Source organism: Paraciimarium castrense LEGE 11436 (assembly GCF_056633055.1).
On the sequence record NZ_JBSJOW010000014.1, the window covers coordinates 1 to 1,510 of the forward strand.

The window sequence follows — 1,510 nt, forward strand, 5'->3', positions numbered from 1 at the left end:
AATTCGCCCCGGGCATCAGCCTGGGCTACAACCTTGGTGAAGGCGTCGAACATGGTTAGATCTCCTGATTGGGGACGAAGTGTCGTGCAGTGGTGGTATCGGTCAGGCCTGGCCTGACGAGCCTGGAGAGCTCCGCTCTGCCCTCGCTCCCCGAGGCCCGAAGCTTCTGGAGAACCACGGGCGGTAGGGAGGGTGGTGCACCAGGCGTTGTGCCTGCAAAGGTGGCCAACCGGCACGCGGTGAGGGGTGGGTCACTGCGGTGGTTGAGGCGGCGTTGCAGGCACGGAGGCCAAAACACAGGTCCATTGTTGGGGAGAGGGGCTGGGAGCGGGAGCCAGCTTTACGAACGGTCACCGCAGTGATCGTCTCAAGCCCCCCCTAGCCCAGCCCCAAGCTCCTGGCCCGGCCCCGGCGGCTGCAACAGCCGGCTCAGTTGACCGGTGTCACGCTGGCCACGCGGCCGCCCTGGCGGTGAATCATCTGCTGGGTTTCCAGCATCTTGTCGAAGGTCACGAAGCGGGCGGTGCTGGCGCGCTTGTGCAGGCGGTAGTTGGTGAGCCCGGTGACCTCGATGCGGTACACCCGAGCCTTCTGGCCGATGCCGCGGGCCATGCTGGTGATCGATTCGTTCGGCACCTGGGTGGGCTGGTAGCCGGCTCCCTTGGCGTTGGGGCTTACCACCGGCACGGCCCGATCCTGGTGAAGCGCTTTGCCCAGGCGGAAGTTGGTGCCCGAGGTGTCGCCCTTCACCGAGGCGGCCACGCCACGGGCGAGCTGCATCAGCCAGGAGAACTGCCGGCCCTGCTGCCCGCTGGAGTAGTCCCAGCCATGCACGAAGGGAACAACCTCTTCGCCGAAGCGTTGCTGGTACTCAGGGCTGTCGATGTAGGAATCGATTTCTGCATCAACACCTTCGTTCTGCAGAATTGTGAAGTGGTGCAGCATTTCTGCTTTGTCGTTGGGGGCCCGCCCCAGCAGATGCTTGTGGTTCAGCTCAATGAAATGATAGGGATTGCAGTTCTCAAAGAACTTGCTGCGGTAGAGGCCGCTCTTGGCCACTTGCCGCACAAACTCGCGCACGGTCAATAAGTTGTGCCTGAACAGCGATTCCGGCTGTGTGAGCCTTTCGCTGTCCATGATGTATTGATTGCCCAGTACCTGCCTGTAGACAGCCCGCACCAGGCTGGCCTTGTCCTGTTGGGAGCTGACGCTCCAGTTCTCTTTGTTGCGATCACCGCTGAAGCGTTCGATTCCGAGGTGAGAGGCGTTGACGAGGGTCATGGCGGCTGGCTGAGGGAGGCTGCGCCGAAACGCCGGCGCATGTCGAGAAAGCCTATGGGTGGTTCAGGCTTATCACTCAAGCCCTAAGGCAATCTTCACAGCCCACGCCCTGCTGGCGGACTGTCTGGCCCGGCTGCACCGCCTCTCTGCCTGGAAGCTGGTTTGGATTGTGGCCAAGCAAAAGCCCCCAGATGGGGGCGAGGGAGCCGATCCCCCCCCTTTGGGGGGG

1 protein-coding gene is annotated in these 1,510 nt (G+C 62.8%); it reads right to left on the bottom strand.

Annotation, left to right across the window (positions count from 1 at the left end; genetic code table 11):
• Positions 1-429 precede the first annotated feature (429 nt).
• The gene (locus tag ACWJIO_RS13820; protein WP_186697241.1) at positions 430-1,281 is read right to left on the bottom strand and encodes a phycobilisome rod-core linker polypeptide; all 852 of its coding nucleotides are present in this window, start codon (positions 1,279-1,281) and stop codon (positions 430-432) included.
• Between the last annotated feature and the right edge of the window lie 229 nt (positions 1,282-1,510).